This window comes from Streptomyces sp. NPDC053560 (genome assembly GCF_044544605.1).
Lineage (GTDB): Bacteria > Actinomycetota > Actinomycetes > Streptomycetales > Streptomycetaceae > Streptomyces.
The window spans coordinates 368676-392628 of sequence record NZ_JBITXI010000001.1 but is presented as its reverse complement, the minus strand read 5'-3'; the positions used below and the strand labels follow the sequence as shown (position 1 = coordinate 392628).

General features: G+C 70.2%; 19 protein-coding genes. 10 read left to right on the top strand and 9 right to left on the bottom strand.

Annotated elements, in window-relative coordinates; translation table 11 throughout:
• Positions 1 to 300: 300 nt before the first annotated feature.
• The 3 genes from ACIGQF_RS01770 (at position 301) to rutA (ending at position 3977) form a co-directional block, all read left to right on the top strand.
• Positions 301 to 1614 carry a PAS domain-containing protein gene (locus ACIGQF_RS01770; RefSeq protein WP_399704092.1) on the top strand — a complete coding sequence of 438 codons (1314 nt, stop codon included), beginning with the start codon at positions 301 to 303 and terminating at the stop codon, positions 1612 to 1614.
• Positions 1615 to 1730: 116 nt separating this feature from the next.
• Positions 1731 to 2756, top strand: coding sequence for a YncE family protein (locus tag ACIGQF_RS01765; protein WP_399704089.1), 1026 nt, complete (start codon positions 1731 to 1733; stop codon positions 2754 to 2756).
• Positions 2757 to 2885: 129 nt separating this feature from the next.
• Positions 2886 to 3977: a pyrimidine utilization protein A gene (gene rutA / locus ACIGQF_RS01760; protein WP_399704087.1), complete on the top strand. Its 1092-nt coding sequence runs from the start codon at positions 2886 to 2888 to the stop codon at positions 3975 to 3977.
• A 15-nt stretch (positions 3978 to 3992) separates the two neighbouring features.
• Here rutA and ACIGQF_RS01755 read toward each other — a convergent pair whose 3' ends face one another.
• Genes ACIGQF_RS01755 through ACIGQF_RS01740 form a run of 4 tightly spaced genes read right to left on the bottom strand, consistent with a single transcriptional unit; the run spans position 3993 to position 8336 of the window.
• Positions 3993 to 5219, bottom strand: coding sequence for a Gfo/Idh/MocA family protein (locus ACIGQF_RS01755; RefSeq protein ID WP_399704084.1), 1227 nt, complete (start codon positions 5217 to 5219; stop codon positions 3993 to 3995).
• Positions 5220 to 5225: 6 nt separating this feature from the next.
• Complete coding sequence (locus ACIGQF_RS01750; RefSeq protein ID WP_399704082.1) at positions 5226 to 6059, bottom strand: carbohydrate ABC transporter permease; 834 nt, start codon at positions 6057 to 6059, stop codon at positions 5226 to 5228.
• On the bottom strand, positions 6052 to 7041 hold the full coding sequence (locus ACIGQF_RS01745; RefSeq protein ID WP_399704079.1) for a carbohydrate ABC transporter permease: 990 nt from the start codon (positions 7039 to 7041) through the stop codon (positions 6052 to 6054). Before ACIGQF_RS01745 ends, ACIGQF_RS01750 begins: the two co-directional genes overlap by 8 nt.
• Positions 7041 to 8336 carry an ABC transporter substrate-binding protein gene (locus ACIGQF_RS01740; protein WP_399704077.1) on the bottom strand — a complete coding sequence of 432 codons (1296 nt, stop codon included), beginning with the start codon at positions 8334 to 8336 and terminating at the stop codon, positions 7041 to 7043. The genes ACIGQF_RS01745 and ACIGQF_RS01740 overlap by 1 nt, the downstream gene beginning before the upstream one ends.
• Before the next feature lie 307 nt (positions 8337 to 8643).
• Between ACIGQF_RS01740 and ACIGQF_RS01735 the strand changes: the two genes are divergently transcribed.
• A complete protein-coding gene (locus ACIGQF_RS01735) occupies positions 8644 to 9129 on the top strand; it encodes a DedA family protein (protein ID WP_399704075.1) in 486 nt (161 codons plus the stop codon).
• 75 nt (positions 9130 to 9204) lie between these two features.
• Here ACIGQF_RS01735 and ACIGQF_RS01730 read toward each other — a convergent pair whose 3' ends face one another.
• Positions 9205 to 10008, bottom strand: a complete 804-nt coding sequence (locus tag ACIGQF_RS01730; protein WP_399704072.1) for a formylglycine-generating enzyme family protein — start codon at positions 10006 to 10008, stop codon at positions 9205 to 9207.
• A gap of 83 nt (positions 10009 to 10091) precedes the next feature.
• A complete protein-coding gene (locus tag ACIGQF_RS01725) occupies positions 10092 to 12455 on the bottom strand; it encodes an arylsulfatase (RefSeq protein ID WP_399704070.1) in 2364 nt (787 codons plus the stop codon).
• A gap of 302 nt (positions 12456 to 12757) precedes the next feature.
• On the opposite strand from ACIGQF_RS01725, the gene ACIGQF_RS01720 reads away from it, so the two are divergent.
• The 3 genes from ACIGQF_RS01720 (at position 12758) to ACIGQF_RS01710 (ending at position 17893) form a co-directional block, all read left to right on the top strand.
• Entirely contained in the window at positions 12758 to 13690 is a 933-nt protein-coding gene (locus ACIGQF_RS01720) for a LysR family transcriptional regulator (RefSeq protein WP_399704068.1), read from the top strand.
• Positions 13691 to 13940: 250 nt separating this feature from the next.
• Entirely contained in the window at positions 13941 to 15320 is a 1380-nt protein-coding gene (locus ACIGQF_RS01715) for an MFS transporter (protein WP_399704065.1), read from the top strand.
• A 185-nt stretch (positions 15321 to 15505) separates the two neighbouring features.
• The gene (locus tag ACIGQF_RS01710; RefSeq protein ID WP_399704061.1) at positions 15506 to 17893 is read left to right on the top strand and encodes an ATP-binding cassette domain-containing protein; all 2388 of its coding nucleotides are present in this window, start codon (positions 15506 to 15508) and stop codon (positions 17891 to 17893) included.
• Positions 17894 to 18061: 168 nt separating this feature from the next.
• On the opposite strand, the gene ACIGQF_RS01705 is transcribed toward ACIGQF_RS01710, so the two are convergent.
• The 3 genes from ACIGQF_RS01705 to ACIGQF_RS01695 form a co-directional block, all read right to left on the bottom strand.
• Complete coding sequence (locus ACIGQF_RS01705; RefSeq protein WP_399704059.1) at positions 18062 to 18982, bottom strand: ornithine cyclodeaminase family protein; 921 nt, start codon at positions 18980 to 18982, stop codon at positions 18062 to 18064.
• 303 nt (positions 18983 to 19285) lie between these two features.
• A complete protein-coding gene (locus ACIGQF_RS01700) occupies positions 19286 to 19495 on the bottom strand; it encodes a hypothetical protein (RefSeq protein ID WP_399704057.1) in 210 nt (69 codons plus the stop codon).
• A 391-nt stretch (positions 19496 to 19886) separates the two neighbouring features.
• The gene (locus tag ACIGQF_RS01695) at positions 19887 to 20282 is read right to left on the bottom strand and encodes a DUF5997 family protein (RefSeq protein ID WP_361564429.1); all 396 of its coding nucleotides are present in this window, start codon (positions 20280 to 20282) and stop codon (positions 19887 to 19889) included.
• A gap of 58 nt (positions 20283 to 20340) precedes the next feature.
• Between ACIGQF_RS01695 and ACIGQF_RS01690 the strand changes: the two genes are divergently transcribed.
• The 3 genes from ACIGQF_RS01690 to ACIGQF_RS01680 all read left to right on the top strand — a co-directional run bounded on the left by ACIGQF_RS01690 (position 20341) and on the right by ACIGQF_RS01680 (position 23944).
• On the top strand, positions 20341 to 21210 hold the full coding sequence (locus ACIGQF_RS01690; RefSeq protein ID WP_399704055.1) for a LysR family substrate-binding domain-containing protein: 870 nt from the start codon (positions 20341 to 20343) through the stop codon (positions 21208 to 21210).
• Positions 21211 to 21328: 118 nt separating this feature from the next.
• Complete coding sequence (locus ACIGQF_RS01685; protein ID WP_399704053.1) at positions 21329 to 21766, top strand: hypothetical protein; 438 nt, start codon at positions 21329 to 21331, stop codon at positions 21764 to 21766.
• A 78-nt stretch (positions 21767 to 21844) separates the two neighbouring features.
• The gene (locus ACIGQF_RS01680; protein WP_399704052.1) at positions 21845 to 23944 is read left to right on the top strand and encodes a UvrD-helicase domain-containing protein; all 2100 of its coding nucleotides are present in this window, start codon (positions 21845 to 21847) and stop codon (positions 23942 to 23944) included.
• Positions 23945 to 23953: the final 9 nt, after the last annotated feature.

Genomic DNA, 23953 nt, shown 5'->3' with positions numbered 1-23953 from the left:
TTGTCCTGTCCGAGGTGTCGAGCGACGGCCCGGCCGCGCAACCCGCGTAGAACACGACGGGTGACCGGCGGCGCACTCAAGGGAAGCAAACGGCGGAGCCCGGAAAAGCCGCAGAAGGCAGGGACCGGTCAGGCAAATGCCAAAGTCGCCGACATTTTCGATGGAAGGCAAGAGTTCCGGGTCACACAGGGCGAGCCGCGCGGGGTGCGCTCACGCCTCGCAGTCGGCCGAGAACCGAGCATGGGCGGGTTCCGCGCGGGATAGGCATCGCGATGTCACCTCCCGCCGACCGGTGGGAACATGGACGGAAAGGCCGTCGTGGACGATTCCGGTCTCAGAGCACTGCTGGAGCATCTCCCCGTGTCCTGGTGGGAGGCCGACGAGCAGTGGCGCGTCGTGGAGAGGGGCGGCGGCGCCTTCACCGACCTGCCCACCATGCAGCGCTTCCTCGACCGCGCGCGCCAGGAGATGTCCGCTCCGGGACACTCCCTCGAAGACGGCCAGGGTCTGGTCCGCTTCGACGGCCGGACATTCGACGTGCGCTGGCCCCCGGGCGAGAACCGGGGCGGGGCCTGTACGCGCGGGATCGCGGTGGAGGCCGGTACGCAGCCCGGGGACGATCGCCCGTACGCCGCCTTCGCGGAATTCGCCGACTTCGCCCCGGCCGCGGCCTTCATCCGCGACAACGACGGCTGCTACCTGTGGGCCAACCATTCCTACGCGCACCTCTACGGCACCACGCCGGAGCGGGTCGTCGGCAGCCGGATCGAGGACCTCGACACCCCCTCCGACGCCGCACAGTTCCGAGCCCTGGACCAGGAGATCCTCAGCCGTGGCAAGCCGGTGCGCCACCACTTGCGCTATCACCGCGCGGACGGCAGCACAGGACAGGCTGCCGGCCACCGCTTCCCCGTCCAGGAGAACGGCCGGACCTGTGTGGCCGGGATCTACGTCGACATCACCGAACACGCCCGCGCGATGAGCCAGCGCCGGGAAGCCGAGGAGAACCTGCGGGCGCTGCGTGACCACAGCGGTCTGCCCTGCGCGCTGCTCTCGGTCAACGGCCGTATCGAACAGGCGGGTACCGCCACCGCCGAACTGTTCCGGACGCGCCTGTCGGACCTGGTCGGCCGCCGCGCGCACACCCTGCTCGCCGCCACGTCCGACCTCCGCCCACTGCGTCTCGCATGGGAGGCACTGATCACCCGCCGCGTCAGACGGGTGGAAACCTTCGCCGTACTCCTCGATGCCGACGGGCGCCAGCGCCGCGCACAGCTCCACCTGACCACGGTGTGCGGGTCCGCCGGCCGCGTCGCGCACGTGTGGGCGGTCGTCACCCACCAGAGCATCGCCCACGAGCCCCGACCTCCGCTCACCGCCGCGCAGATCCGCATACTGTCCCTCCTCGCCAACGGCAGCACCAATGCCGAGATCGCCGCCTCGCTGAAGCTCTCCCGGCAGGCGGTCGACTACCACCTCAGCCGGCTCCGGGACCTCCTGGACGCCGCGACCAGGCCCGCCCTCGTGGCCCGCGCCTACGTCCTCGGCATCCTCGCCCCCCGCGCCTGGCCCCCGCACCCGGCCACGACCCCGCACTCCCTCAGCACCTCCTGAGGCGCGAGATCGGGGATCTGGACGCCGCACCCTCGTGCCGTGCAGGCTCGTGCCTGCGCGTGGGGGTCTCCTCGCCGCGGACAATCGCGGGCTGTCGGACGATCGGAGTGTGGACTGTGGCGACACGTCGTACGGTGATCAAGGCAGTGGGCGCCGGGGTGATGGCGAGTGGACTGTCCACGCCTGCCGCGGGTGCTTCCCGGGTGGCGGAGGCCGACGTCCTCATGGTGGTGGAGAAGGCCGGCCACGCGGTCAGCTTCTACGACACCGCATCGGGGGAGCGTCAGGGGACGGTACGGCTGCCCGACTACCCGCACGAGATGGTCGTCGACTCGCGCGGACGGTACGCCTATGTCGGGCATTACGGCGTGCGCATGTCCTCCACCGTCGGCGAGGGCGGCGCCGCGGTCTTCGTCGTCGACCTGGCCGAGCGGTCCCTGGCCCGGACGATCGACACCCGGCCGTTCAACCGTATTCACGGCATGGGCATCGACGCGCACGACCGGCTGTACGCACTGAGCGAGGAGAAGGCGGTACTGCTCGGCTTCGACGCCCCTGCCACCGACCAGGCACCGACCAGGGCGGTGCCCACGCACGGCGTGAAGACGCACTTGTTCAGCCTCAGCCGGGACGGCGAACGCGCCTATGTCACCGGGCTGTTGTCGCACACGGTGAGCCTCGTGCGCCCGCACGACGCAGCCTTCTCGCCCGTTCTGGCCACCCCGGGCCAACTGCCCGAGAGCAGCTGTCTGAGCCGGGACGAGAAGACACTGTTCGTCGGGGCCCGCCAGAGCTCCTCGCTGGTGGCCCTGGACGCCCGCACGATGAAGGTACGACGGAGCCGGAAGACGGGCGGAGACCCGTTGCGGGTCTATCCGCTCGATGACGACCGGCTGCTGGTGACGGACATCGTCGCCAAGAGCCTCACCACCTGGAGCACCGACCTGCGGCCGCTCCGCTCCCTCCGCCTCGACGGCACCCCGTCCGCGGTGTCATTCCACCCTGTCAGGCCGCTGGCCTACGTGTCCCTGTTGGACACCAACCGGGTCGCCGTCGTCGACCTGGACCGGTTCGCCGTCGTCGGCGGCTTCGCCACGCAGCTGGAGCCGGACGCTTCGGTGCTGCTGCCGGGGCAGTCCTGAAGCACACGGCCCGGGAGGGTGAGTGACACAACTCCTTTGTACGTGGCGTTCGTAGCGCCAACGCTTCGATCATGGAAGGGGGGCTCTGTGCGACTACCCCCGACTCGTCAAGGAGCTGCTAGGAGCGTTATGGATATCGGCGTCTTCATCCCCATCGGCAACAACGGCTGGCTCATATCGAAGAGTTCTCCGCAGTACATGCCGACCTTCGAGCTGAACAAGGCGGTGGTGCAGAAGGCCGAGGAGCACGGGCTCGACTTCGCCCTGTCGATGATCAAGCTCAAGGGCTTCGGTGGCGACACGGAGTTCTGGGATCACTGTCTTGAGTCGTTCACGCTGATGGCGGGCCTGGCGGCCGTGACCGAGCGGATCAAGCTGTACGCCTCGACGCCGATCCTCGCGCTGCCACCGGCGATCGTCGCGCGGATGGCGGCCACCGTCGACTCCATCGCCCCCGGGCGGTTCGGCGTCAACATCGTCACCGGCTGGGCGCCCGGTGAGTACGCGCAGATGGGCCTGTGGCCCGGGGACGGGCATTTCGGCAACCGCTACGACCGGGCCGTCGAATACGTCACCGTGCTGAAGGAGCTGTGGAGCGAGGGCGTCAGCGACTTCAAGGGTGAGTTCTACGAGATGGACGGCTGCGTACTGTCCCCGCGGCCGGCCAACGGCCGCATGGACATCGTCGCGGCCGGCCAGAGCAGCACCGGCATGCGGTTCGCCGCCGAGCACGCCGACTACAACTTCCTCCTGGGCAGCGGTGTCAACACCCCGCTCGCGCTCTCGGACACCACTGCCGCGCTCATGGACGAGGTACGGGCGACCGGCCGCGACGTCGGCGCGCTGTCGCTGTTCATGGTCATCGCGGCCGAGACCGACGAGGCGGCCCACGCGAAGTGGCAGGACTACCACGACAACGCCGACCTCGCGGCGCTGGCGTACATGGCGGGCGAGTCGGCAGCGGACGCGACGGACGACGAGTCGGCCACGGCCCGGACCATCTCGCTGCCCGAGGGCGCCGTGAACTTCAACATGGGCACGCTCGTCGGCTCGTACGAGACCGTCGCCGGGATGCTGGACGAGGTCGCCGAGGTGTCCGGCACCAAGGGGATCATGCTGGTCTTCGACGACTTCCTCGAAGGGATCGAGAATTTCGGGACGCGCATCCAGCCGCTGATGAGGTCCCGGTCGGGGCGTGCGGTGGAGACACCTTCCCGGTAGTGCGGAGTGGCCCGGTCAGCCCTGGCCGCCCGCGAACCAGTCGGCCAGGTCGGGGGCGACACGAGGCACCGTGACGGGGCGGCCGTCGGCGCGCAGTGACTCCGTCGCGGCGACGCCGGCGGCGACCGCCTCGCGGGCGGCGACCGGGCTGGTGTCCGTCGGGCCCCCGGAGCGGACGAAACGCAGGAACTCGGCGACCAGCAGCGGGTCGGAGCCGCCGTGCCCGCCCTCGCCGGGCGAGGGCATCGGGACGACGAGGTCGGCGTCGGCGCGGTAGCCGCTCCGGTGCTTCCACACGCGGACCTCGGCGGTCTCCCCGTGGTCGCCGAAGTTCTCCAGCCGGCCCTCGGTGCCGATGACGGTGTAGTTGCGCCAGTAGTCCGGCGTGTAGTGACACTGCTGGTAGCTGGCGTGGATGCCGCCCTCCAGCCGCATGACCATCATCGAGAGGTCCTCGACATCGACGACGGGGTTGAGGCCGGTGAGGGAGAGCGGGGGCCAGTTGTGCTCCGGGTCGTACCAGTCGGGCATGACGGCACCGGGGGCCTGTCCCGAGCGGTCGGCGATGTCGCCGTAGACGGTCAGGCCGCCGAGCGCGGTGACGCGCTCGGTGTAGGCGCCGGCCAGCCAGTGGATGACGTCCAGGTCATGGGCGCCCTTCTGGAGGAGCAGGCCGGTGGTGTTGCGGCGGTCGGCGTGCCAGTCCTTGAAGTAGAAGTCACCGCCGTGGCCGACGAAGTGCCGGCACCACACGGCCTTGACCTCGCCGATCTCGCCGCGCCGGATGAGGTCGCGCATGACGCGCACCACCGGCATGTGCCGCATGTTGTGGCCCACGTACAGCCGGGTGCCGCCGGTGCGCGCGGCCTCCAGTACCCGGTCGCAGCCCTCGGTGGTGATGGCGAGCGGCTTCTCCACGAAGACGGCGACCCCGGCCTCCAGCAGGTCCACCGCGAGGGCCTCGTGGGTGTGGTCGGGGGTGATGACGAAGACCGCGTCCAGGTCTTCGGCCGCCAGCATCTGATGGTGGTCGGGGTAGACGTGGACGTCGTCGCCGAACCACTCGCGGGCCCGGCCGAACATGCCGGGCGCGGTGTCGGCGGCGGCCACCACCACCGAACCCTGACCGGGGTGGTGGGCCTCCTTGGCGAGGGTGGCGCGCAGGCCGAGCCCGATGACGCCCAGCCGCAAGTCGCGGGTGTGCGGGGGGTTGTCCGCCGGGGCGACGGAGGTGTCGGTCATGTGTGCTCAGCCCTTCATTCCGGAGAACGCGATGCCCTGGATGAACTGGCGTTGCATCGCGACGAACACCACGATCACCGGGAGCGTGGCGAGGAGGGACCCGGCCATCAGCACCGGGTACTCGGTCAGGTGGGCGCCCTGGAGGGAGGCCAGCCCGGCGGACAGCGGCATCCTGGCCGGGTCGGTGTTGACGATCAGCGGCCACATCAGGTCGTTCCAGGACCACAGGAACGTGAGGATGCCGAGCGCGAGGAGTCCCGGGCGGGCCAGCGGCAGGGCGATGCGCCAGAAGACGGTGAAGGGGTTGGCGCCGTCCAGCCGCGCCGCCTCCTCCAGCTCCTCGGGCAGCCCCATGAAGAACTGCCGCAGCAGGAAGGTGCCGAAGGCGGAGAACATCCCGGGGACCACCAGCGCCTGCATGGAGTCCAGCCAGCCCAGGCTCTGCATGATCTGGTACTGCGGCAGCAGGAAGAGCTGGCCGGGCACCATCAGTACGGCGAGGAACCCGAGGAAGACGACCCCGCGGCCCGGGAAGCGGATGCGGGCGAAGGCGTACGCCGCCATCGCGCACAGCAGCAGCTGGGCCGCGGTACGCAGCAGCGCCATCACCACCGTGTTCACGAACTGCTGCCCGAAGGGAATCGCCTCGAAGACCTTCGAGTAGTTCGACCAGTCCCACTGTGCGGGCAGGATCGTCGGCGGTACTCGTACGGATTCGCCGAAGGTCTTGAAGGATGTCAGCACCTCCCACACCAGGGGGAAGACGGTGATGACCGCGCCCAGTGCGAGCAGGACGTGGGCGGGCCAGATCCGCCCCGTGCGCGTAGGTGCCTTACGCATAGTGGACCCACCTCTTCTGCAGCCGGAACTGGACGGTGGTCAGTGCCATGATCAGGACGAACAGCACGCAGACGATGGCCGCGCCGTAGCCGCGCTGGTTGTCGAAGAACGCCTTCTGGAAGAAGAGCATCACCACGGTCTGGCCCTCGCCGTAGGCCGGGTTCTGCAGTGAGTTCTGCGTATTGGCGCCGATGATCAGGTACACCAGGTCGAAGACCTGCAGGGACTGGATGACCGACAGCACGGTGGTGAAGAACAGCGTGGGACTCAGCAGCGGCAGGGTGACCGAGAAGAACTGCCGGATGCGCCCCGCACCGTCGAGCGCGGCGGCCTCGTAGTAGTCGCCGGGGATGCTCTGGAGGCCCGCCAGCAGCAGGATCATGTTGTAGCCGACGGTCATCCACACGCCGACGACCGCCACCGCGAAGCGGATGGTGTCCGGGTCGGACACCCAGTACGTTCCGTCGATGCCGATGGCGGACAGTGCGTGGTTGAGGATGCCCACGTCGCCGTTGTAGAGCCAGCGCCAGACCACCGCGACCGCGGCGGGCATCGTGACCACCGGCAGGAAGTAGAACGTGCGGTAGACGCCGGTGCCGCGCAGGCCCTTGAGGTTGAGCAGCACCGCCAGCACCATCGACAGCGGGATGCCCAGGAGTACGAGTCCGGTGTAGATGCCGGTGTTGGCGAGCGACTGCCAGAACTCGGGGTCGGCCACGAGGGTGCGGTAGTTGGACAGGCCGATCCAGGTCGTCCCGCCGAAGGCGCCCCACTGGGTGAAGCTGTAGAACACCGTCTGTACGACGGGCCACAGGTAGAAGACGGCGAGGCCCAGCCCGGCCGGGGCGATGAGCGCGTAGCCCCACCACTTGTCCCGGTGCTGGAAGCGGCGCTCGCGGCGGCGCATTTCCCGCGGGCCCACGGCGTCCGGGCGGGTGCGTCGTCCTGGTACGGCGGGTCCCGTACGTACGTCGAGGCTCATCAGGAGCGGCCCTTTCTCTCCTGCGCGAGAAGCTGATTCATCGCTTTGGTCAGGGAGCCGGTGGAGTCCTTGAGACTCAGGTCGCCGCTCCACGCCTTGGCGAGCCACATCTGCTCCTTGTGCGACCAGGCGGCGCTGTTGGCGGAGCTGGGGAAGGGCACCGCGTAGTCGAGCGCGTCCAGGTGCACCTGGAGGTCGAAGTCCGGCATGCCGGCGGCCCACGGTTCGGCGGTGCCGTTGCGTGCCGGGATGGCGGTGCCGTACTCGCCCTGGAGCAGCGAGGCGCGCTTCCCACCGAGGAACCGGACGAAATCCCGGGCCAGCTCGGGCCGCGGCGTGCGGGCGTAGACGACATTGGCCAGGCCGTGCAGGACGGTGGCGCGCCGCCGGCCCTTGGGCATGGGCGCGACGTCCACCTTGGCCCGCAGCTCGCGGTCGGCGTAGAACGTCGCCGCGTTGTACGACGCCTCGTAGGTCATGGCCAGCGTCCCGGACTGGAACATCTGGGTCGGATCGGTGTCGGTCATCTGCTGCAGCGTCGGCGAGGCGCGGTAGCGGTGAATCAGGTCGACCCACAGCTGCAGCCCTTCGAGGGTGTGCTCGTCGGAGTATCCGGAGTGTGTCTTGTCCTGGGAGATGACGAAGCCGCCGGCCTGCGGTATCGAGTTGTAGTAGTTCTCCTGCGCGCGGACCGGCGCCCCGACGCCGTAGATCCCGCGCTTGCGGTCGGTGAGCCGCTGCGCGGTGGATATCAGGTCCTGCCAGGTCCAGGTGGAATCCGGGTAGCCGACCTTGGCCCGGTCGAAGAGCTCCTTGTTGAACCACAGCGCGACCGTGTCGAAGTCCTTGGGAGCCCCGTACTGGGTGCCCTTCCAGCGGTAGAGGGACATGAGGTCGGGCGGGAAGTCGGCGGGCCGCAGCACCGGGTCGGGGCCGTCGGTCTCCAGCGGGAGGAGCTGCCCGGCAGCCGCGTACATACCGAAGTTGGGGCCGTTCATCCAGAAGACGTCGGGAGCGGCGCCGCCGGTGCACGCGGTACGGAGTTTGGTCCAGTAGGTCCCGTTGGGGGTGAGCTGAACGTCGACGGTCACCCCCGGCCGGGTGCGCTCGAACTCCCGCGCCACCCGCTGCATGGCGGGCAGCTGGTAGACGTCCCAGACGCCGTAGGTGAGATGGCCGCGCCGCGAGCTGCCGCCGGAGGCCGAGGACGACGAGGTGGGGCCGCAGCCCGCCGCGAGCGGGACCGCCGCAAGCGTCGAGGCGGCGGCCGCCGAGAGGAGGGAACGTCTACGCACGCGGAGCCTTCCTGGGGGCGGTGCCGTCGGCCCCGCCGCGGGGGAGAGGCCGTGAAGTCGGCGGAGGCCGTCCGTCGGAACGCTGTCCTCCTGCCGAGTGATCCGGACGCTATTTGCTCAAAGTTGACGCGGTCAAGGCTCTTTCAATCATCTTTACGCATCCCGGGGCGTCTGGACGTCGCTTTCCGCCGCTCGGTGCAGTGTGTCCGGGGTACGGGCGTTCGGTTAACCTGGCTGTGCCGGGTGGTTCTGGTGGGAGGCCGCGCCCGGCGGGACCGGAGAGGGTGAGACATGGAGACGAGGCGCCGTGGATAAGGTCGCGCTCACGGCTGCCGGTCTCTACGTCATCGTGCTGCTGCGGGCCGGCGGAACGTTCGCCGTCGGGTGGCTCGCCGGCGCCGGCGCCAGGCGCAGCAGGTTCGCCGGGCGGATCTCCTCCGGCAAGTTCCAGCGCGTCGAGCGGGCGATCCAGCGGTGGGGCGCGCCGGTGGTCGCCGTCTCGTTCCTGACCGTCGGCTTCCAGACCGCCGCCAACTTCCTCGCCGGCAGTATGCGCATGCCCCTGCCGCGCTACCTTCCCGCACTGTTCCTCGGGGGAGCGGCCTGGGCGCTGCTCTACGCGACCGTGGGGCTCGGTGCGCTCGAAGTGCTGGCACGGCTCTTCGCCGAGCGGACGGCACTCGGCGTGACCGCGGTCGCCGTCCTGCTCCTCGCGGTGTGCGGCGTGGTGGTGTACCGGCGGCGGAGGAGTGCCGCTCCGGCTCCGCACGAGGCCGCGGCCGAAAAGTCCTGAAAGACCTGGCGAGGGGGCCTGAAGAACCTGCCGGGGGGCCATCGCCGCCTGGCCCGGTGGTGTTGCGGTGTGGGGTCAGGGCATGTCGCTCGCGCAGCGGAAGCCCACGTTTCCGGTGGTGGAGTCCGGGGTGAGGGCCTGTCGGGCGGCGACCCGGTAGCGGCGGCAGTAGGACTCGTGGCACAGGTACGAGCCGCCCTTCGTGACGCGCTCGGGCCGGTGCGGCGCGGGCGAGAAGCGGTCGGCGCACCATTCCCAGACGTTGCCCGTGGTGTTGTACAGGCCGAAGCCGTTGGGTTCGAAGGCGGTCACCGGGCAGGTGCCGTACCAGCCGTCGGCCGCGGTGTTGTGGCGGGGGAAGTCGCCCTGCCACACATTCATCCGGTGCTGTCCGCCCGGCGCGAGCTCGTCACCCCACGGGAAGACCTTGCCGTGCAGGCCGCCCCGGGCAGCGCGTTCCCACTCCGCCTCGGTGGGGAGGCGCTTGCCCGCCCAGGCGGCATAGGCGCGGGCGTCGTGCCAGTCGACGTGGAGGACGGGGTGGTCCGCCCGGTCGTCGACGCCGGAGTGCGGTCCCTCCGGGTGACACCAGTCCGCGCCCTCGACCTGGCGCCACCACGGCGCGTGCACGACGCCCCGGGTAGGTGGGAAGTCGTCCGGAAGCAGCCCGGCGAAGACGAACGACCATCCGGTCCGCTCGGCCGAGGTGCGGTATCCGGTGTCTTCGGTGAACCGCCGGAAGTCCGCGTTCGACACCGCGCAGGCATCGATCAGAAAGGCGTCGACGGACACGTTCCGTACCGGGCCCTCGCCGTCGGCCGGGTAGGCGAAAGCGTCCTGGCTGCCCATCAGAAAGTCGCCGGAGGGCACGGCCACCATGCCCTCGTCCGACGCCGGGCGGGAGACGGGCCGCGGGGCCGGCGGCCGGGCCGGTGTCCGGCCGCCGGACGGTGCGCAGCAGCTCACTGGGCCCCCATGACGCGTCGGTGCAGTCCGCCGTCGAACGCGTCCGAGGGAGCGGCAGCGGCCGCCAGGTCGATACGGACCGTGTGGACCGTGCCGGTGAACTCGTTGTCGATCACCGGGTAGTCGTCGGTCACCGGTGTGCTCAGGTCCACGCCGACGTTCAGTGTCTCGTCGAAGGAGAAGTAGTACGGGATGGTCTGTTCGACCCGGCCCGATGCCTGCTTCCGGCCGTCCACCGTGAGCACCGCCGTGCCGCCCTTGCCGAGTCCGCCGCCGTCGTAGTCGAAGTCGACCCGGACTTCGTGCCGCCCCGGGGACAGCGGAGCATCGCTGCGCACCGTATAGAGGTGCATGCCGAAGTAGTTGTAGACGTAGGCGGGCCGGCCGTCCGTGACGTACAGGGACCAGCCGCCGAACCGGCCGCCCTGCGCGATGAGTACGCCCTGAGCGGCCCCCGCCTCCAACACGTCGATGTCCGCTGTGATGCTGTGCGAGCGGTTCTTGACGTTGGGGGTGGTCTCCTCGGTGAACCGCCGCATCCCGCCGCGGTACGTCACCGACGTCCGGTCGCCGAGCAGGTCGAGGCGGCCGGCCACGGCGGGGTTCTCGCGCTCGGTGACCCGGTCGTCCAGCGGGAAGACCTGGTACTTCGCGGCCTCGATCAGGAACAGGTCCTGCAGCTCACGGAGTTTGCCGGGGTGCTCGGCGGCGAGGTCGTGCGCCTGGCTCCAGTCGTGGGTGAGGTCGTACAGCTCCCAGGTGTCGTCCGCGAACCGGCGGCCCTGCGTGGGCACCATCTCCCACGGGATGCCGTGCCGGGTGACCGCCATCCAGCCCTCGTGGTAGATACCCCGGTTGCCGCACATCTCGAAGTACTGCGTGCGGTGGCGTTCGGGTGCGTGCGGATCGGCGAGCGTCTCCCACATGCTCGTGCCCTCGATGGGCTGTTGCGGCACCCCGTCGACACTGAACGGTGCGGGGATGCCCACGCTGTCCAGGATCGTCGGCAGGACGTCGATGACATGGCTGAACTGGTGGCGGAGGCCGCCCCGCTCGGGCACTCCCCGCGGCCAGTGCAGGATCATGCCGTCGCGGGTGCCGCCGAAGTGCGAGGCGATCTGCTTGGTCCACTGGTACGGCGTGTTCAGTGCCAGCGCCCAGCCGGCCGGGGCGATGGGGTAGCTGCGGGGGCCGCCGATCTCGTCGAGGTGCTCGGCCATCTCGTCCGGGTCGTCGACCACACCGTGCCCGAGCCGGTGCTCCACGATGGTCCCCTCGATCCCGCCCTCACCGGAGGCACCGTTGTCGCCGAGGATGTAGAGGAACAGTGTGTCGTCCAGCTCGCCGAGCTCGTCGAGGGCGGTGACGAACCGGCCGACCTGCGTGTCGGCGTGCTCGGTGAACCCGGCGAAGGTCTCCATGAAGCGGGCGGTGACGCGGCGCTGACTGTCGGTGAGTTCGTCCCAGTGGGGGACGCCGTCGGCCCAGGGCGCGAGTTCCGTGTCCTCGGGTACGACGCCCAGTTCCTTCTGCCGCCGCAGTGTGATGTCCCGTTGCCGGTCCCAGCCGTGGTCGAACCGGCCGCGGTACTTCTCCTGCCACTCGCGGCCGACGTGCAGCGGAGCGTGCGCGGCACCGAGCGCCAGGTAGGTGAAGAACGGCCGGTCCGGGGTGAGGGTGCGCTGCGTACGTACCCAGTCGATGGCGTGGTCGACGAGGTCCTCGGAGAGGTGGTAGCCGTCCTCGGGCCGGCGGTCCGGCTCGACGGGCGTGGTGCCCTGGTACAGCAGCGGATACCAGTGGTTCATCTCGGCGCCCATGAACCCGTAGAAGGTGTCGAAGCCCTCGCCGGTCGGCCAGCGGTCGAACGGCCCGACCGCGCTGATCTCCCGCGGCGGCGTCTGGTGCCACTTGCCGAAGGCCGCCGTGCTGTACCCGTTGCCCTGGAGGATCTGGGCCAGCGTCGCAGCGCTCCGGGGCCGGAACCCGTTGTACCCGGGCGCCGCTGTGGCCATCTCGGTGGTGCCGCCCATCCCGACCGAGTGATGGTTGCGGCCGGTCAGCAGGGCCTGCCGGGTCGGCGAACACAACGCCGTCACGTGGAAGCGGGTGTAGCGCAGGCCGTTCTCGGCGAGCCGTTCGGCGGCCGGCATCTCGCACGGCCCGCCGAACGAGCTGGAGGTGCCGAACCCGAGGTCGTCGACCAGCACGATCACCACGTTCGGCGCGTTCTCCGGGGGCGGCACCGGACCGACGGGCGTGAAGGGGGTCTCCTGGTCGTGAACGTCCAGCACGGTGGTCACCGGACGGCGCGCGTCCGGGCGGGGCAGGACATGTCGTCCGGCGTCGAACTCGGGCATGTGCTCCTCCTCCATGGGCGACCGCTCCGCCGGTCCGGATGGCTGCGGTCAGCCTCGGGCGGCGTCGCGTAGCTGGTCAACGGGTGTCCCATAGCGCGCGCAGACCAAATATCCATGTGGCCGGTAGACAGCTTCTATGGCCGCAGGCCGGCGTGGTCTCCGCACGGAGGCGGTGCCCGGGGCGGTACGGCTCACGAACCCTTCACCGACGTACCCGCTGCACGGCGGTCGGCTCCGGGGTAGCAACAAGCCCGGAGCAAGCAGCTCAGCGATCATCAGCGGTCCGCCACGATGGAGGCACGATGGAAAGACGTCAGCTGGAGTACTTCATCGCCGTCGTCGACCACGGTGGATTCACCGCTGCCGCGCATGCGCTGCACGTCGCCCAGCCCTCGCTCTCGCACTCCATACGGACGCTCGAACGCGAGCTGGGCGGCAGCCTCTTCCACCGTCTGCCGCAGGGAGTCACCCTCACCTCGGCGGGCGAAGCCATGGTGGGGTCGGCGCGCCAGGTGCTGCGGGACTTCGCCACGGCGAAGTCGTCGGTCCGCGAGATCCTCGGCCTCAACGGCGGGCGGCTGGACATCGTGTCGCAGACGACCCTGGCGGTCGATCCGCTGGCCGGGCTGCTGGGCCGCTTCCACACGCTGTACCCCAAGGTCGGAGTGCGGGTGAGCGACGGGGAGCACGGCTCGGAGATCGTGCAGTCGGTGCGCACCGGGCAGTGTGAACTGGGGCTGGTGGACGCGTCGGCGAGGCCGTCGGGGAGCGGGACGGCCGGCGGTACCGTCGACGGGGCGGTGACCGAGTCGGACCTGTCCGGGATCGAACTGCCGGAGCAGGAAATGCATGTCGTCCTGCCGCCGAACGACCCCCACCGGCACACGAGCACGATCGGCCTGCGGGAGCTGGCGGAGCGGGAGCTGATCGTGACGCCGCCCGGTACCGCCACCCGGGACACGGTCGACGAGGTGTGTGCCCGGGTCGGCGTCGCGCCGCGGATCGTGGTGGAGACCACGCACCGCGCGATGATCGTGCCGCTGGTCCTCGCCGGGACCGGCGCGTGTCTGCTGCCCACCTCGATGGCCGCGGAAGCCACGCTGCACGGAGCCCGCATGCTGTCCACACGCCCGCGGCTGCTGCGGCGCGGCCGGCTGGTCTGGCGCTCCGGCCCCCTGTCGCCCGCCGCCCGCGCGTTCGTGGAACTGGCGGAACAGGAAGCGGGCGGTAAGTGAGCGTCGGCGCGGCGTCGACGCGAGGGGTCCTGCGGGGCCCGCAGGGGCCCAACTGGCGGGATAGAGCGCGTCTACCGCGCACATTCACATTGCGTCTCGGGGGGTTCGCACGCACCTCGTTGACGGGCCCATGCCCGGATGCGACCTTTACCGGCCATGGCAGCCGGCTGATCACACGGCGTGGTGCATGGACGCACCCGGCCCGGCGCCACCGGCCGCGTCGAAGCGACGCCATGACCCGGGAGACACCGTGAGGATCGATGCGATCGAAGAGGCGCCGCCCGGTGCCTTCCACCGGAAGCTGCTCATCGCCTGCTGCGGCGGCCCGCTGCTCGACGGCTATCTGCTCAGCATCGTCGGCGTCGCGCTCACCGACATGACCCGAGACCTGGCACTGAGCGGTTCCACCGCCGCACTGATCGGCGTCGCCGCCATCGTCGGGATGTTCTTCGGCGGGCTGCTGATCGGCCCGCTGACCGACGTCGTCGGCCGGCGGGCGATGTACACCATCGACCTGGCCGTGCTGCTCGTCGCGTCGGTGGCGTCCGTCGTCACCACCGAGCCGTGGCAGATCATCGCCCTCCGCTTCGTGATCGGGTTCGCCATCGGCGCGGACTACCCCATCGCGACGGCGCTGCTCACCGAGTGGTCGCCCCGACGGCAGCGCGGGCGCGCGCTCGGCTGGGTGATCATGGCCTGGTACCTCGGCGCGCTGGCCGCGTACTTGGTCGGCTATCTCATCGCGGTCGCCTTCCCGGAGGGTGGCTGGCGCTGGATGCTCGCGAGCTCGGCGGTGCTCAGCGTGATCGTCCTCGCGCTGCGGCACGGTACGCCGGAGTCGCCGCGGTGGCTGATCGAGCGGGGCCGCATCGACGACGCGCGCGAGCTGATCCGGTCCGTACTGGGCAAGGACGTCGGCCGGGAGCAGCTGCTGGCGGCCCGTACCACCGGCATCCGGCACGGCAGCGTCCGCGCGCTCTTCCGCGGGATCTACCTGCGGCGCCTGCTGTTCGTCTCGCTGTTCTACACCTGCCAGGTGATCCCGATGTGGGCCATCTACATCTTCGGCCCGAAGCTGCTCGGTGCTTTCGGCTTCGACGAGGTGACGGTGGGCACGGTCGGCTCGGCGCTGGTGAGCCTGCTGTTCCTGGCGGGCTGTGGGCCGGCGATGCGCCTGCTGGAGACGGTGGGCCGCCGCCCGATGATCACCTGGTCGTTCGCGCTGATGGCGGTGCCGCTGCTGGTCCTGGGACTGTGGCAGGACGCGCCGGTCGCCGTGGTGCTCGGATGCTTCTCGGCGTACGCCTTCTTCGCGGGGGCGCCGGGCATCCTGGAGTGGCTCTACCCCAACGAGTTGTTCCCCACAGCCATCCGGGCCACGGCGGTCGGTCTGGTGGTGGCGCTCAGCAAGATCGGGGCCGCCGTCGGGACCTATCTGGTGCCGACATCGCTGGAGCACTTCGGGGTGTCGGGCACGATGTGCGCGGGCGCGGCCATCACCGTGGTCGGGCTCGTGGCGTGCCTCGCATGGGCCGAGGAGACACGCGGACGCACCTTGGAGGACGCCGGCCGCGGGGACGCCCGCTCCCGCTCCGACGTCGGCCGCGGCTCCCCTGATCCCGTGCAGTGACCAGCGCGGTGACGGATCCTGGGGGAAGTGGTGAGCGTTGCCCAGGAAGTGGTGAAACGTGAATTTCGCGGGCGACGGCGGCGCCGACGAAGGAGAATCAGGCGACCCGCTCGACGCCGGTGCGCCGAGCAGGGCGACGCCGACGGAGGCCGCGCAGGCGGTCCCGCCCGACACATGGAGACACGATGAGCATGGCCCCGAGAGCGGACTCGCAGTCGTCCGCGCCGCACGCCGCCGACAGCCACGACGTGATCCGCGTGCACGGCGCGCGGGTGAACAACCTCAAGGACGTCAGCGTCGAGATCCCCAAGCGCCGGCTGACGGTGTTCACCGGCGTCTCCGGATCGGGCAAGAGCTCGCTGGTGTTCGGCACGGTCGCCGCGGAGTCGCAGCGGTTGATCAACGAGACGTACAGCGCCTTCGTCCAGGGCTTCATGCCGACGCTGGCGCGGCCCGAGGTGGACGTGCTCGACGGGCTGACGACCGCGATCATCGTGGACCAGCAGAGGTTGGGTGCCGACCCGCGCTCCACGGTCGGTACCGCCACCGATGCCAACGCGATGCTGCGCATCCTCTTCAGCCGCCTCGGCAAGCCGTACGTCGGCCCGCCCGGCGCGTTCGCGTTCAATGTGCCGTCGGTCTCGGCGTCCGGTGCGATCAAGGTGGAGCGCGGCGCCAAGAAGGCGGAGAAGGTCACCTTCAACAAGGTCGGCGGCATGTGTCCGCGCTGCGAGGGCCGGGGCTCGGTCTCCGACCTCGACCTGTCCCAGCTGTACGACGACAGCAAGTCGATCAACGAGGGCGCGTTCACCATCCCCGGCTTCACCGGCGGCGGCTGGAACTCACGGCTCTACGCGGAGTCGGGCTTCTTCGACCCGGACAAGCCGATCCGTACCTTCACCGAGCGGCAGCTGCACGACCTCCTGCACCGCGAGCCGACCCGGATGAAGATCGCGGGCATCAACATGACCTACGAGGGGCTGATCCCCCGGATCCAGAAGTCGATGCTCGCCAAGGACAAGGAGGCGATGCAGCCGCACATCCGGGCGTTCGTGGAGCGCGCGGTCACCTTCGCCACCTGTCCCGACTGCGACGGCACCCGGCTCGCCGCGCACGCCCGCTCCTCGAAGATCAAGAAGCTCTCCATCGCCGACGCCTGCCAAATGGAGATCAGGGACCTGGCCGAGTGGGTGCGCGGCATCGAGGAGCGGTCGGTGGCGCCGCTGCTCACCGCGTTGCAGCGGACCCTCGACTCCTTCGTCGAGATCGGCCTCGGCTATCTCTCGCTCGACCGGCCCGCGGGCACGCTCTCCGGCGGTGAGGCGCAGCGCGTCAAGATGATCCGTCACCTCGGCTCCTCGCTCACCGACGTCACGTACGTCTTCGACGAGCCGACCGCCGGCCTGCACCCGCACGACATCCAGCGGATGAACGACCTGCTGCGCAGGCTGCGGGACAAGGGCAACACGGTGCTCGTCGTGGAGCACAAGCCCGAGGTCATCGAGATCGCCGACCATGTCGTCGACCTCGGCCCCGGCGCCGGCACCGGGGGCGGTACCGTCTGCTTCGAGGGCACCGTCGACGGGCTGCGCGGCAGCGACACCGTCACGGGGCGCCACCTCGACGACCGCTCCTCGCTCAAGGACGCGGTGCGCGAGCCCACCGGCGTCCTGGAGATCCGCGGCGCCGCGGTGAACAACCTCCAGGACGTCGACGTGGACATCCCGCTCGGCGTCCTCACCGTGATCACAGGTGTCGCCGGCTCCGGCAAGAGCTCGCTCGTGCACGGGTCGGTCCCCGCCGACCTCGGGGCCGTCTCCGTCGACCAGAGCCCGATCCGCGGTTCGCGGCGCAGCAATCCGGCGACGTACACCGGGCTGCTCGACCCGATCCGCAAGGCGTTCGCCAAGGTCAACGGCGTCAAGCCGGCGCTCTTCAGTGCCAACTCCGAGGGCGCCTGCCCCACCTGCAACGGCGCCGGCGTCATCTACACCGACCTGGCGATGATGGCCGGGGTCGCCAGCACCTGTGAGGACTGCGAGGGCAAGCGGTTCGACGCCTCGGTACTGGAGTACCGCCTCGGCGGCCGTGACATCTCCGAGGTCCTCGCGATGTCCGTGGCGGGTGCCCTGGAGTTCTTCGCCGAGGGCGAGGCGCGCACCCCGGCCGCGCACAAGGTCCTCCAGCGGCTCGCCGACGTCGGGCTCGGCTATCTCACCCTCGGCCAGCCGCTCACCACGCTGTCCGGCGGTGAGCGGCAGCGCCTGAAGCTGGCGACGCACATGGGAGAGAAGGGCGGTGTGTACGTCCTCGACGAGCCGACGGCCGGCCTCCACCTCGCCGATGTCGAGCAGCTGCTCGGCCTGCTCGACGGGCTCGTCGACGCCGGCAAGTCGGTGATCGTCGTGGAGCACCACCAGGCGGTCATGGCGCATGCCGACTGGATCATCGACCTCGGCCCCGGCGCCGGCCACGACGGCGGCCGGATCGTCTTCGAGGGCACCCCCGCCGACCTGGTCGCCGACCGCGCCACCCTCACCGGCCGGCACCTCGCGTCCTACGTCGGCGCCTGACCGGACCACCGCGCTCCGGCCGCCGGCCGCCAACGTGGATGCGTACGGCGGGACCGGCCGCCACCGTCGTTGCGTACGGCGGGACCGGCCGGTGGCCGGAGCGGTCGGGCGGCGAGGTGATGAGGGGGTGAGGCGGCCAGACAGCGAAGTGGTCAGGCGGTCAGGCGGTCAGGCCAGGAATTTGTCCGCCAGCAGGCGGGCGATGGCCCAGTCCTGCATGGCGACGCCGACGGACTTGAACACGGTCTGCTCGCCCCGCGGGGCTTCGGGCGCGGACAGCGCCGTGCCGAGTTCGGTGAGGTCGTTCCGGGTGAGGCCGCCCGCCTCGATCGCGTGGCGGATCTCCCCGGACTCTTCGAGGACGGCGCCGAGTTCGTCGATCACCACGGTGCTGTGCGCGAGCAGCTCGTCGGGCAGTTCGCGCATGGTGGGGCGGAACGAGCCGATGGCATTGACGTGGACCCGGGCGGGCAGGGCCGACGCGGCGAAGAGCGGTTCGGTCGTATTGGTGGCGCAGCAGACGATCTCGGCCTCGCCCACCGCGGCCGTCACGTCGGCGGAGGTACGGATGTGCGTACCGGGCAGCTCCGGGGCCATCGACTCGGCGAGCTTCTCCGCGCGGCGCGGATCGGTGGCCACCACGGTGAGTTCGCGCAGCGGCCGTACGGTGTGGACGGCGCGGACCTGGTCGGGGGCCTGGGCGCCCGCCCCGACGAGGGTCAGGCGGCCGGCGTCGGCGGGGGCGAGCAGGTCGGTGGCGACCCCCACGGCGGCGCCGGTGCGCAGGGTGGTCACCGCTCCGGCATCGGCGACCAGACTGTCGACGCGGCCGGTCTCCGTCCACACCACCGTGCCGGTGATGGCGGGGGCGCGGTCGAAGTTCAGGCTCAGTGTCTTGATCATGGCCGAGGCCGTGGCACGGTGATGTGCTGACATCACCAGGAACTGCCCGTCCCGCAACGCGGTGCGGGTGGGCATCTCGAACTCTCCCGCCGCCAGGTCGAGGAAGCCGGCGCGCACCGCGTCGATGGCCTCGCGCATCGTGACGGCCTCGCGGATCCGGGAGGGGCCGACGGTGATGGTCTGCATGGGGGCTCCGCATCGTCGTGAGGTCTCTCCACCGGGCCGGCGGCGGGGAAGCCGGGCCTCCCCGCCGGGGCGGAGAGCGAGCAGGCAGCGAGCGTAAGGCACGACCCGGCCGCGGCGGAGTTGCCCCGGTCCGGCGGCGAAATCATTTCGACCGCCTCGACCGCCTCGCCCACCTCGCGCGAGCGGACACCCACGCGGGCCGCCCCCACCCATCCGTGCGGCGTCCGTGCGGCGTCCGTGCGGCGTTCGTGCGGCGTTCGTCGGCGTCCGTGCGGCATTTGTACGGGGCGGGGCGGCCCGTGTTCACTGGCCGATGCGGGAGATGCCCTGCGAGATCTGGGCCATGCCATTCACGATTGCCTGCCCCAGCCCCGTCGGGGCGATCAGTACGCCCAGCACCAGCGCGAGCAGAATGACCATCGTCTGGTCGATCCGGCTTCTGGCCTGGACACGGCGGAACAACAGCAGGACGAGGATGATGGCGAGCACTAGCGCCACACTGACCGTCAGCATCCAGCAGGCCCTCCCGTCAGGAAAGAGCGTCCTTCGCTTGAAGGTGTAGCTCGTGACGGGCGGCGTGTCGGCTCCCGTGCCGACGGTTGGCGACAATGCGCTTACCTGGCCGGATTCCTCGGGTGGGCCGGCGGTGCGTACGGAACGCGTACGGACAGGGCTCCGCATCTGGTGCGCGTCGCCCGGACGGATCGAGGGGGCGAGCGGCGGGGCGGCCGGTCAAGAGGCGGAGGGCGACATCTTCCGACCGGCGCGAGGGGCCGCCGTGCAGTAGGCCGGAGGATGCGGCGGTACGGCGCGGACGCGGACGTCCGCGCGACCCGGCGGGCGGACAGATGTACCGGTCCGCCCGCTCAGGCGCTTCCCGCCCCGGCGGTGGGGCGGGGGTGGCTCAGCTGTCCTGCTCGTTGCGCTGGGCGTTCTTTTCCTTGATCCGGATGGCTTCCTTGCGGACCTCGGCCTGGGTGGCGCGCTCCTTCTGCAGCCACTCCGGGTTCTCCGCCTTCAGCGCGTCGATCTGCTCCGTGGTGAGGGCCTCGGTGACGCCGCCACGGGCCAGACCCGAGATGGAGACGCCCAGCTTCGACGCGACCACGGGGCGGGGGTGCGGGCCGTTGCGCCGCAGCTCGCGCAGCCACTCGGGCGGCTCGGCCTGGAGTGCGTTCAGCTCGGTGCGCGAGACGACACCCTCCTGGAATTCGGCGGGGGTGGCCTCGAGGTACACACCCAGCTTCTTCGCCGCGGTGGCGGGCTTCATGGTCTGGGTGCTCTGATGGTGCGACGTCATGGTGACAAGGGTATCGAGCGTGTGCGCCACCTCTGACCACGACCGGTAGCCTGGCGTAGTGACAGGCTCGGAAGATCTTCCCTCGGTACCCGCCCCGGCCCCCTCGGCGCCGCCCGCGGCGTCCCCCTCGTTCCGGCTCGCGTACGTGCCGGGCGTCACGCCGGGCAAGTGGGCGAAGACGTGGAACGAGCGGCTGCCCGACGTACCGCTGGAGCTCCTCCAGGTGTCCGCCGCCGAGGCGCCGGACATGCTGCGCGGCGGTGGCGCCGACGCCGGCTTCCTGCGGCTGCCGGTCGACCGTACCGACCTCAGCGCGATCCCCCTGTACACCGAGCAGACCGTGGTCGTGATCCCGAAGGACCACCTCGCGGCGGCGTTCGACGAGGTGTCCGCCGAGGACCTCGCCGACGAGATCCTGCTGCACCCGCTCGACGACACGCTCGACTGGGAGCAGCCGCCGGGGCGCCCCGCATTCGAGCGCCCCGCCACCACGGCCGACGCCATCGTCCTCGTGGCGGCCGGGATCGGCCTGCTCGTCGTCCCGCAGTCGATCGCCCGCCTGCACCACCGCAAGGACCTCACGTACCGGCCGGTCACGGGCGTCCCGGAGTCGCAGGTCGCGCTCTCCTGGCGGGAGGACGCGACGACCGACATGGTGGACGACTTCATCGGGATCGTCCGCGGCCGCACGGTGAACAGCACGCGGGGCCGCCGTGCCGCGGAGGAGCAGAGCAAGCGTGCCGAGAAGGGCGGCGCCCGGCAGAAGTCCACGGCGGCCAAGCCGGCCGGCAAGGGCGGCCCCCGCCGCGCCGCAGGCAACACCAAGGGCGGCAACACCAAGGGCGGCGCCCCCAAGTCCGGCAAGCACGGCGGAAAGCCGGGCAGCAGGCAGGGCGCCAAGGGAAGCAAGCCCCGCCGCCGGTCATAACGACGCGGGACCCCACACGCCCCTGGCTCGTGTGCCCTCGACCCGCCTGTCCTTTCCGTGTCTCCCCTGTGACGGCTTGAGCATTGTGAGTCGGCCCATGCCTCGGAAGCATGGGTACATGGCAGATGAACGTTGCGTCCATGAACTTGTGGTCGGGCAGTGCACGGACTGCGCACCGGTACCCCGGGGGCTCAGCGCCCGGGTCTTCATCACCGGCGGAGGATCGGTCTTCCACCGCTCCACGGCATGCGAAGGGCTGCTGGACGGCCAGCGCAAGGCCCGCCGCTTCGGCCGGGAGAACCACACACCCGAGAACGTCGCCCTCGCCGTAGCCCTGGAGAAGGGCAAGGGGGCCTGCATCTTATGCTTCCCCGACTACCGCCCCTCCCCGACCGCCAAACGCTGCCAGGTACGGGTGAACGGCACCTGGGTCCCGGGCCTCCTGACCCAGTGGCGCCAGGGCCCCGACCGCCGCTGGTCCGGCGTAGTGCGGTACGTCGTGAACGGCGAACAGGTGACCACAACAAAGGACCAGGACGAACTCAGGCCTGCGTAGCGTGCGGTGGCATCCTGCGTGCAAGACCGCCAGTCCTGCGGGCGGGTGCCCTCTGTCGGGAGCAGCGTTGATCGCCCTATGATCATCATGCCGGTACTGAGGGGGCGTGATATGGGGGCAGGCGGTTCGGCGTCGCGTCGGGCGCAGGAGGCACGGCGCCAGGAGCGGCTGTTACGCGAACAGTGGCAAGCCGCTCGGTTGGCGGCTCGCAGGTGGGAAGCGGCGAGCGAGGCGGAACGCAGCGTGGCTGCCCAGTTATTGGTGCTCACCGAGCGGGGCTGGCGCTTGCTCGTCGACCGTCGGTGGCCCGGCACACGCGCGGCCAACGTGGACATGCTGTTGGTGGGCCCGGGCGGTGTCTTCGTCGTAGACGTCAAGAACTGGCGGGCGGCACCGGAGGTCTCGGGCGGCGAGCTTTGGGCCGGCGGCGAGCTTCGCGACGACCATGCGCGCAAGCTGATGGCGGTGACGAAGGCCGCTGAGGGAGCGGTGGCCTCACTGGGCCTGTCCCCGGTGGCCGTCCAGCCGCTCATGGTCTTTGCCGGCCGGCGGGTCAACAGCGAACTGGGCCGGATCGGCCTGCTGGGTGAACAGGACGTTGGTCCCGCGCTGCTTCGGCAGCACCGAAGGCTCCGTGCGGAGCAGGTCCGGGCCATTGCCGATCACCTCGAACGGGTCTTCCCCGAGTACGAGAGTTCTGGCGTTGCGACGGCGGCGCGGGAACGTGTCGAGTCCCCGGAGACGGAGAGCGTCGGGCTGTTCGACCTCGAAGGCTTGCGGGACGCGGCTCTAGAAGAAGCGATGCGCGCACCGATCGAACAGTGGATGACATTCTTGGATCCCGACCAGGTCGCGCTCGTACGGCGCAATTGGTCGGGGCCCGCGCGGATCAGCGGTCCGGCAGGTACCGGCAAGACCGTCGTCGGACTGCACCGTGCCGCCCATCTCGCCAGGCGCACGGAGCGCCGGATCCTGTACGTGACGTTCGCCAACAACCTGCCTCGTGTGCAGAAGACCTTTCTCGAAGCGATGTCACCCGCGGTGGCCGACAAGGTCGACTTCTACAGCTTGCATTCCTGGGCCCAGGAATTCCTCCACGAACGTGGAGTGCAGGTCAGACTGCACGGTGACAAGGCGGAGACGGCCTTCAGCCTCGCCTGGAAGCATGTCGGTCGCGACAGCTGTCTGTCGGAGATCGACCCCAGACACGGCTACTGGCGGGAAGAGATCGACTACGTCATCAAGGGCCGCGGGATCACCTCCTTCGAGGAGTACGCTGCGGTGCCCCGTCGCCGTCGCCGGGCGAGCCTGCGGCGTCCCCACCGAGAAGCCGTATGGGCGCTCTACGAAGCGTACGAATCCATTCGTGCCGAGCGCGGCGTGCACGACTTCAATGACGTGCTTTCGATGGCATTGGCAGAGGCCGCAAGGGGGACCGGCGGGTCTCGCTACAGCTCCGTTGTCGTGGACGAGGTCCAGGACCTGACGCTCGTCGGGGTGCGCCTGCTGCACTCCCTGGTGGGGGACGCCCCCAACGGATTGCTCCTGGTGGGGGACGGCCAGCAGGCGGTCTACCCAGGAGGGTTCCGGCTGTCCGATGCAGGCATTGATATCCGGGGTGGCCGGGGACAGGTATTGCGGGTCAATTACCGGAACAGGAAGGAGATCCTGGACGCGGCACTCGCGATCGTCGCCGAGGACGCTTTCGAGGACATCGACGGAGTCCGTACGCCAGGGCGTCGGGATGTCGATCTGACCTGTCACGATGGCCGGGTACAGCACGTCGTGAAGCCGAGTGAGGCCGAGCATGACGAGGCCCTGCTGGAAGCCCTCCGCGAATTGTCGCCGCAGGAGCAGGCCGATGCGGCGGTGCTGTGCCCGTCGAAGCGGAGCATCAGCCACTATCACCGTCTCCTTACCCGAGCAGGTATCCGCGTGTGCCTGCTGGAGCAGTACGACGGCCACCCCGTGGAGGCGGTGAAGCTCGGCAGCTACCTCCGGGCGAAAGGCCTGGAGTTCAAGCACGTCCACCTTCCGTGCCACGACGCCGTTCTCTCCAAGGAGCACGAGGCGTCCGAGACCGCGCGCGAGCGCGAGGAGCTGGCCCGCAGTCAGCTCTTCGTCGCGATGACCCGCGCTCGCGACGTCCTGTGGTTGGGCAGCGTCCGGACAACGTGACCGCGAGGC

Bases quoted from the DNA above. Each gene is read 5' to 3' on its own strand.
- ACIGQF_RS01770 (WP_399704092.1), top strand. From the start codon at position 301: ATGGACGGAAAGGCCGTCGTGGACGATTCCGGTCTCAGAGCACTGCTG.
- rutA (WP_399704087.1), top strand. From the start codon at position 2,886: ATGGATATCGGCGTCTTCATCCCCATCGGCAACAACGGCTGGCTCATA.
- ACIGQF_RS01755 (WP_399704084.1), bottom strand. From the start codon at position 5,219: ATGACCGACACCTCCGTCGCCCCGGCGGACAACCCCCCGCACACCCGC.
- ACIGQF_RS01750 (WP_399704082.1), bottom strand. From the start codon at position 6,059: ATGCGTAAGGCACCTACGCGCACGGGGCGGATCTGGCCCGCCCACGTC.
- ACIGQF_RS01745 (WP_399704079.1), bottom strand. From the start codon at position 7,041: ATGAGCCTCGACGTACGTACGGGACCCGCCGTACCAGGACGACGCACC.
- ACIGQF_RS01730 (WP_399704072.1), bottom strand. From the start codon at position 10,008: ATGGTGGCCGTGCCCTCCGGCGACTTTCTGATGGGCAGCCAGGACGCT.
- ACIGQF_RS01725 (WP_399704070.1), bottom strand. From the start codon at position 12,455: ATGCCCGAGTTCGACGCCGGACGACATGTCCTGCCCCGCCCGGACGCG.
- ACIGQF_RS01720 (WP_399704068.1), top strand. From the start codon at position 12,758: ATGGAAAGACGTCAGCTGGAGTACTTCATCGCCGTCGTCGACCACGGT.
- ACIGQF_RS01710 (WP_399704061.1), top strand. From the start codon at position 15,506: ATGAGCATGGCCCCGAGAGCGGACTCGCAGTCGTCCGCGCCGCACGCC.
- ACIGQF_RS01705 (WP_399704059.1), bottom strand. From the start codon at position 18,982: ATGCAGACCATCACCGTCGGCCCCTCCCGGATCCGCGAGGCCGTCACG.
- ACIGQF_RS01700 (WP_399704057.1), bottom strand. From the start codon at position 19,495: ATGCTGACGGTCAGTGTGGCGCTAGTGCTCGCCATCATCCTCGTCCTG.
- ACIGQF_RS01695 (WP_361564429.1), bottom strand. From the start codon at position 20,282: ATGACGTCGCACCATCAGAGCACCCAGACCATGAAGCCCGCCACCGCG.
- ACIGQF_RS01685 (WP_399704053.1), top strand. From the start codon at position 21,329: ATGGCAGATGAACGTTGCGTCCATGAACTTGTGGTCGGGCAGTGCACG.
- ACIGQF_RS01680 (WP_399704052.1), top strand. From the start codon at position 21,845: ATGATCATCATGCCGGTACTGAGGGGGCGTGATATGGGGGCAGGCGGT.